This is a genomic window from Dyella sp. (assembly GCF_051954575.1).
Lineage (GTDB): Bacteria > Pseudomonadota > Gammaproteobacteria > Xanthomonadales > Rhodanobacteraceae > Dyella_B.
Map to the genome: position 1 here is coordinate 22837 of NZ_JBQCHP010000143.1, position 7066 is coordinate 29902.

The following is a 7066-nucleotide window of genomic DNA, read 5'->3' on the forward strand; positions in this document are numbered from 1 at the left end:
CCGTCTGTCAAGACGATGGGCCGAAGGTATGCGGGCGGACAGAGCCGGCCTGAAGGGTGATGTCCAGAAGGCTTGCAGCTGGCGCCGCACGATTTGCAAAGACGGCCAGTCTTCACTGCATCGCGCGACACCACCTGCGAGCCTTCTGGACATCATGCCACTTACGCAAAATGGATCAGAGCGTCCCTATCATTGTCTTCGAAGCAACGCCTTCATGCTCAAGTTCTGGAAGAAAAAGCCTAACGATCAAGGGCCCGGGGAAAACGAGGAAGCGACCGCCCAGGCACCCGCACAAGCGGAAGCCGCGGAGCAGGTACCGGCGCCGGAAACCACCCCGCCCGCCGAAACCGCTGCCCCCGAAGCACCCGCCAAGCGCAGCTGGCGCGAACGTCTTTCCGGCAGCAGCTTCGCGCGCGGGCTCACCACCCTGTTCGCCCGCAATCCCAAGCTGGACGACAGCCTGCTGGACGAACTGGAAACCACGCTGATCACCGCCGACGTCGGCATCGAAGCCAGCACCTCGCTGGTGGAAAACCTGCGCCGCCGCATGCACAAGCGCGAGTTCGCCGACGCCACCGCCCTGCTGAAGGCGCTGCGGCAGGAGCTGATCGCGCAGCTCCTGCCGGTGCAGAAGCCGCTCGACATCGGTGGCCGCAAGCCGTTCGTGGTGCTGACCGTCGGCATCAATGGCGTCGGCAAGACCACCACCATCGGCAAGCTGGCGCGCCGCTGGCGCGATGAACACAAGCAGGTGCTGCTGGCCGCTGGCGACACCTTCCGCGCCGCCGCGGTGGAGCAACTCAAGACCTGGGGCGAGCGCAACCAGGTGCCAGTAATTTCGCAAGGCCAGGACGCCGATGCCGCCAGCGTGATCTTCGACGCGCTGCAAGCCGCACGCTCGCGCAATGCGGATGTCCTGATCGCCGACACCGCCGGCCGCCTGCACACGCAGGGCGGCCTGATGGACGAACTGGGCAAGATCGCGCGCGTGCTCAAGAAGCTCGACCCCGACGCGCCGCACGAAGTGCTGATGGTGATCGACGGCACCACCGGCCAGAACGCGGTGAACCAAGTGCGCCAGTTCCGCCAGATCGTCGGCGTGACCGGCCTGGTGGTGACCAAGCTCGACGGCACCGCCAAGGGCGGCGTGATCTTTGCGCTGGCGAGCGAATTCGGCCTGCCGATCCGCTTCGTCGGGCTGGGTGAAACCGCGACGGACCTGCGCGTGTTCGATGCGGAAGCCTACGTCGACGGCCTGCTTCCGGCCGATTTTGCACGGGCCTAGGATGCTCCGCTCCATCCCGCGCCCACTGCGACTGCTGCTGATCACCTTGGCCAGCCTGGCTGGCGGCGTCGTGCTGGTGGTGCTGGTGGCGCTTTATCTATTGTTGCAGCCCGACCGCTTCACGGCGATGCTGAAGGAACAGGCCAGCCAGGCGGGCCTGCGGCTTACGCTATCGAGCCCGGCCAGCCCCACCTTGTTCCCGCGCCCTGCGCTGCAACTGGAGGGCATCACGCTCGTTGCGAGCAACGCCGGCGCCAACGCCATGCCGATCCTGCTCGCCGCCAACGGCCGATTGGTGTTGCCGTGGCGCACGGTGTTCGGTCGGCAGGTGGTGATCTCGCGCCTGCAGATCAATTCGCCGCGCGTGGACCTGGACGCGCTGCAATCCTGGTTGATGCACCTGCCGCCGCAATCGGCCGCCATGCCGGATGAAATCCCACGCATCGCCACCGGCGTGCGCATCCGCAACGGCAGCGTGGTGCAGAACAACAGCGAATGGTTGAGCAACGTATCGCTGGATACCGGACGCCTCGCACCGGGACAGGCCTTCTGGGTAAAACTCTCCGCCAAGGAAACCGACGGCACGCCGCTGCAATGGCAATTTTCCAGCGTGCCCAGCATGGCCGATGGCGCGTTGCGTTTGGACGCCATCACCATCGACGTCTCCGATCGCAGCGCCACCACCTTACACTTGAGCGGCTATGCACGCTGGACGGGCGCGGCCAACGCGTCGATGGAACTGCGAGGCAAATTTCATTTGGCCGATGAAGGTGATTACGACACAGCGGTCACGCTCACGCCCGCCGCGCAAGGCAAACCTTTGCTGCTGCATTTGACCTTGCTCGGCGCGGACAACCACATCGATCTGGACCTGCCGCCGATGGCGCTGGCGCAATGGTGGAACCAGATGGCCAATCCGCAAGAACCGAAACTATCCGCGCCGCCCGGCAACGGACAGATCGACATGGCCAGGCTCGACGTCGGCAAGGTGCATATCGAAGGCCTGAGTGTGCAGACCGGCGACGCCATACCCGCATCCAGCGAAAGCACGGCGCCCGCTGCCAAACCCGCAACACCGAGATCGCAGTGACCCCGTTCGCTTCCGCCCTGCTCGACTGGTTCGATCACCACGGCCGCCATGATCTGCCATGGAAGCAGCCGCGCGATGCGTATCGGGTGTGGCTGTCCGAAATCATGCTGCAGCAGACGCAGGTGGCTACGGTCATTCCTTATTTCCAGCGCTTCGTGGCGCAACTGCCCACGCTGCGCGACCTGGCCGCGGCCGACGAGGACACCGTACTCGCGCTGTGGTCTGGCCTTGGCTATTACCGTCGCGCGCGTTTTCTGCACCGCGCTGCGCAAGTGTGCGTGGCGCAACACAACGGCGAGATGCCGCACGACTTCGATGCATTGGCGGCACTGCCCGGCATCGGCCGCTCCACCGCCGGCGCGATCCTGGCGCAGGCTTACGGGCTGCGTTTTCCGATCCTGGATGGCAACGTCAAGCGCGTGCTGACGCGTTATCATGGCATCGCCGGTTATCCGGGCGAGCGTGAGATCGAAAAGCAACTGTGGCTGCACGCCGATACGCACACGCCCGCCGAACGCGCGGCCGATTACACGCAGGCGATCATGGACCTGGGCGCAACGCTGTGCGTACGCACGCGCCCGCTGTGCGCGATGTGCCCGGTGCAAGGCGCCTGCATCGCACACCGCGACCATCTCACGGCGCAACTGCCCACCGCCAAGCCCGGCAAGAAGATCCCAACGCGCAGCACGATCATGCTGATCCTGCGTGACGCCGAAGGCCGCCTGCTGCTGCAGCGCCGCGGCCCGCAAGGCGTGTGGTCGGGCTTGTGGAGCCTGCCCGAAGCCGAGGAAACCGACGGCGCATGGCGTGAAGCGCAACGCCACGCGCGCATCGACGACGCCCAGCCGCTCACGCCGTTCATGCACGTGTTCAGCCACTACCGCCTGCAGATCCAACCGCTGCTGTTCGACCACGCAGCACCCGCGCACGCAATTGCCGATAATGCCGACCTGCGCTGGTGCGCCATCACCGACCTGCCCGCGCTGGGCCTGCCCGCGCCGGTGCGCACGCTGTTGATGGCGCTGCCCGAACCCACCACGTCATAAAACGAAAAGAGATAGCCCGATGAGCCGTACCGTTCACTGTGCCAAGCTCGGCATCGACGCCGAAGGCCTGGATTTCGCCCCCTGGCCCGGCCCGCTCGGCCAACGCATCTTTGCGGAAATCTCCAAGCCCGCGTGGCAGCAATGGCTGGCCCACCAGACCATGCTGATCAACGAATACCGCCTCAACCCGCTGGATCCGAAGGCGCGGCAATTCCTGGGCGGCGAAATGGAAAAATTCCTGTTCGGCGGCGAGGTAAAGAAGCCCGAAGGCTACAAGCCACCCGAAGCGGAGTCTTGACGCCGCCCGGCCCATCCGATTTAATGAGCGGCTCCACGCAACACCGATAGCCCTTGCGGCTGTCCACCCTGGCCGGGTAGCTCAGTTGGTAGAGCAGGGGATTGAAAATCCCCGTGTCGGCGGTTCGATTCCGTCCCCGGCCACCATTGATTTCAGTGATTTAGCCCACTCCACCCGAGTGGGCTTTTTCGGTGTGTAGCCACGGCCACCTGTGCAGCAAAATCAGACGCATTATGCTGCGTCCATGCCTCCCCTACTGACAGCACTTTCCTCGACGATCCGTTGTTGATGGCATTCGATGCGTTGCCCGCGAACAAGAAGTTGCATGAAGCGCAGGTGGCATTGTTGTCGGGATGCAAGACGCGCCGGCTGGAAGAACAACGTTCACGTGGTCAGCCACCGCCGTATGTGATGCCGGGTGATCGTTTGGTGCGGTATGCGGTTAGCCATGAAGCGATTTCCCCTTAGACGATTGATTGTCACGTCCTAAGCAACGCGTCGAAACAACAACTGAGCCATCAACGGCTGTTGTTTTTCCAACCCTTGAAACTCATGCCTACGATGTTGCCGGCTGAGATGCGTTCTTCCAAAATCGACTTGGCGGCCTCGTTGGCAAAAATGCGTGTGCGCATCTTTGGCTCCACGAATATCGCAGCGTCGGATGGAACCAGGTGCTCGTGAAATACGGGCTCTTCAACGTAAGCAGCAGCAAATTCTGAGCGCTCATGATCGAGGCATGCAACAACGTTCGTGACGTTGTAGTAATACTCCGTATTTCCGTCGACACTGACTTCCAGAAGCTGGCCAAATTTCGAAAGAAAATCCCCCATTGCGTTGCGCACTTTGGCGTTCACGACTAGGCCAGGAGCCGTGAAGGGACTGACATCAGCGCGCGGGAGCGACGTCTTCCGCCCATCGTCCGGCAGGACGACTAGCTCCGGGCGAACCTTCCATTCAAGGGCCTGTCCTGCCGAGCGAGGCTTGAATTGTTCCCAGAACGAAACATTCAACCCCGGATTGAATTCAGACCTAGGATCTGGGCCTACTGCTGCGACGCTGTTCATCCATTTGTTTTTGATCTCCCACACAATCATGTTACGTGTTCCTGTAAGTATGGGAATGTTCCAGCAACAAGTTTTTTCTTGATCGCCCGAAGTGCAACGCGCCCCACCTCGGTTTCAAAACCATTCTCAAAGGCTTGCTCCTGAAGTCGCTCATAGACAGCCATGTGGTAGACCGGAGTATGGACTGGCCTATGCTTGCGCGCTTTGGGTAGCGATACGACCTTGGATCGCTTGAAAGCCGGAAGATGTACCCCGTTATCAGCATCGTTAATCGCAATACGCCACTGAAAAAGTAAGAGTCGAGATTGGCGAGCAAGTGCGGCCGTGGCTGCGACGATGTGATGCGCTTCCGTTTCGCCTTTGGGCTTCGGGTCGCCCGCCGCCGACATGTTCGAAGCGAGAACTTTTGACGGTCCAGGAGTGATTGCTACTTCAGAAAGCGCGGCGACTAAAAACATCTGCTCGGTAAGTGTAGAAACCGTTTCCCCGTTTTCGTATCGGATTTCTTCCTTGACCTTGTTGAGCCACTGCATATTGCCCACTTTATAGGCTAATGCGGGATCAATTCGGTTCAATGCAATCCGCATGTCTTCCGCATGACTGCGGAATTTTTTGTACGGATCTTCCTTCTTTATCGCTGTTTGCTTTGCCATAACCCGTTCCTTGTTCCCTTGGCTTGAGCGACCGCACTAGGTGGAATATTTAAAGTGTATTTCTCAGATGTGACAGGTCTACAGAGGAGAACCGTCACATGTTGAAATCATATTCCTGACACGGCATCAGACGTGCCCCCTGCCATCTATGGAGCGAAATTATATGTTGAAGCATGAGCCAACATTCATCCGGCGCAAAATGCTATGTATCGCATTGTTTTATATGCACAAATCTCCGATTTTCGATATCGATTGACCCGACCCCTGAGGGCGAGCCAACACTGTGCTAGGAGTGTAGCGATTGCATGCGGCTTCAGTCCGCGATTGCGCTGGCGAACGCGGGGACGGCGGACAAGAGTGAAGGACATAACGAGGTCAAGCTAGGCGAATGACTCCAGGGTCGGTCTTTTCCCCGAAAAGCTTCAAGTGAATCGCCCCGACGACGTCCCCCCGATTTTGAGTAGCACAACGATTTGGAGTCCAATCCCCCAACTGAAGGAGATTGGACGTGAAAAAGCGTTTCAGCGAAGAACAAATCATCGGCTTCCTGCGTGAGGTGGACGCCGGCATGCCGATCAAGGAGCTGTGCCGCAAGCACGGCTTCAGCGAGGCGTCGTACTACCTGTGGCGTAGCAAATTCGGCGGGATGAGCGTCCCGGACGCCAAGCGGTTGAAGGAGCTCGAGACAGAGAATACCCGGCTGAAGAAGCTGCTAGCCGAGCAGATGCTGGAGAACGAGGTCATCCGAGACGTGCTGCGAAAAAAGCCGTAGGCGCACCGGCTCGACGTGAGTGGGTGCGCCAGATGATCGACAAGGGCCTGAGCGAACGGCGGTCATTGGCCATCATGGGCATGAGCGCCAGCGCCTATCGCTATCAGGCGCAGCCGGACCGTAACGTGGCGTTGCGCCAGCGTATCGTCGCACTGGCGCAGCGGCACAAGCGTTATGGCGTGGGAATGATCTACCTGAAGCTTCGACAGGACGGTGAGCCGGTGAACTACAAGCGCGTGGAGCGGCTGTATCAGGAGGAAAGGCTGCAGGTGCGCCGGCGCAAGCGCAAGAAGGTGCCGGTGGCCGAGCGACAGCCGCTGGCTCGTCCGTCAGCACCCAATGAGGTCTGGTCGATGGACTTCGTGTTCGACCGCACGGCCGATGGGCGTGTCATCAAGTGTCTGACGGTCGTCGATGACGCCACCCACGAGGCGGTGGTCATTGAGGTCGAGCGGGCGATCTCCGGCATCGGCGTGACGCGCGTGATGGATCGCCTCGCTCTCACGCGTGGTTTACCGAAAGTGATTCGCAGCGATAACGGCAAGGAGTTCTGCGGCAAGGCCATGGTCGCCTGGGCACACGAGCGTAATGTGCAATTGCGTTTGATCGAACCCGGCAAGCCAAACCAGAACGCCTACATTGAATCGTTCAACGGGCGTTTCCGCGATGAATGCCTCAACGAACACTGGTTTCCCAGCTTGCTGCATGCACGCACCGAGATCGAAACCTGGCGCCGGGAATACAACGAAGAGCGACCGAAGAGGGCGCTGGGCGGACTGACACCCGACGCCTATGCAAAGCAGCTAAAGTTAACCCCGGACTCTAATTCGTCCCGCTACTGAAAACGGGGGGGCGTCG

At 60.7% G+C, this 7066-nt stretch carries 7 protein-coding genes and 1 tRNA gene; 6 read left to right on the forward strand and 2 right to left on the reverse strand.

Going from position 1 to position 7066, the window contains the following annotated elements; translation table 11 throughout:
* The first annotated feature begins 214 nt into the window (after nucleotides 1-214).
* The 5 genes from ftsY to ACTHNE_RS18025 all read left to right on the forward strand — a co-directional run bounded on the left by ftsY (nucleotide 215) and on the right by ACTHNE_RS18025 (nucleotide 3865).
* The gene (ftsY, locus tag ACTHNE_RS18005; RefSeq protein WP_440269952.1) at nucleotides 215-1285 is read left to right on the forward strand and encodes a signal recognition particle-docking protein FtsY; all 1071 of its coding nucleotides are present in this window, start codon (nucleotides 215-217) and stop codon (nucleotides 1283-1285) included.
* Between the two features lies 1 nt (nucleotide 1286).
* Nucleotides 1287-2375, forward strand: coding sequence for an AsmA family protein (locus tag ACTHNE_RS18010; RefSeq protein ID WP_440269953.1), 1089 nt, complete (start codon nucleotides 1287-1289; stop codon nucleotides 2373-2375).
* Nucleotides 2372-3421, forward strand: coding sequence for an A/G-specific adenine glycosylase (mutY, locus tag ACTHNE_RS18015; RefSeq protein ID WP_440269954.1), 1050 nt, complete (start codon nucleotides 2372-2374; stop codon nucleotides 3419-3421). Before ACTHNE_RS18010 ends, mutY begins: the two co-directional genes overlap by 4 nt.
* Nucleotides 3422-3440: 19 nt before the next feature.
* Nucleotides 3441-3719 (forward strand): oxidative damage protection protein, encoded by a 279-nt coding sequence (locus ACTHNE_RS18020; protein ID WP_324938355.1) that lies wholly within the window; start codon nucleotides 3441-3443, stop codon nucleotides 3717-3719.
* Nucleotides 3720-3789: 70 nt separating this feature from the next.
* Nucleotides 3790-3865, forward strand: a tRNA-Phe gene (locus ACTHNE_RS18025).
* 372 nt (nucleotides 3866-4237) lie between these two features.
* Here ACTHNE_RS18025 and ACTHNE_RS18030 read toward each other — a convergent pair.
* Together ACTHNE_RS18030 and ACTHNE_RS18035 are read right to left on the reverse strand one after the other, a co-directional pair.
* A complete protein-coding gene (locus tag ACTHNE_RS18030; RefSeq protein ID WP_440269955.1) occupies nucleotides 4238-4813 on the reverse strand; it encodes a hypothetical protein in 576 nt (191 codons plus the stop codon).
* Nucleotides 4810-5436 carry an AHH domain-containing protein gene (locus ACTHNE_RS18035; protein WP_440269956.1) on the reverse strand — a complete coding sequence of 209 codons (627 nt, stop codon included), beginning with the start codon at nucleotides 5434-5436 and terminating at the stop codon, nucleotides 4810-4812. Before ACTHNE_RS18035 ends, ACTHNE_RS18030 begins: the two co-directional genes overlap by 4 nt.
* A 568-nt stretch (nucleotides 5437-6004) precedes the next feature.
* Here ACTHNE_RS18035 and ACTHNE_RS18040 point away from each other — a divergent pair.
* Nucleotides 6005-7050 (forward strand): IS3 family transposase gene (locus tag ACTHNE_RS18040; protein ID WP_440269957.1). Its coding sequence is split into 2 segments (ribosomal slippage): nucleotides 6005-6203 and nucleotides 6203-7050, totalling 1047 coding nucleotides; the frame shifts between segments, so codons are not numbered across the junction.
* The last annotated feature ends 16 nt before the right edge of the window (nucleotides 7051-7066 follow it).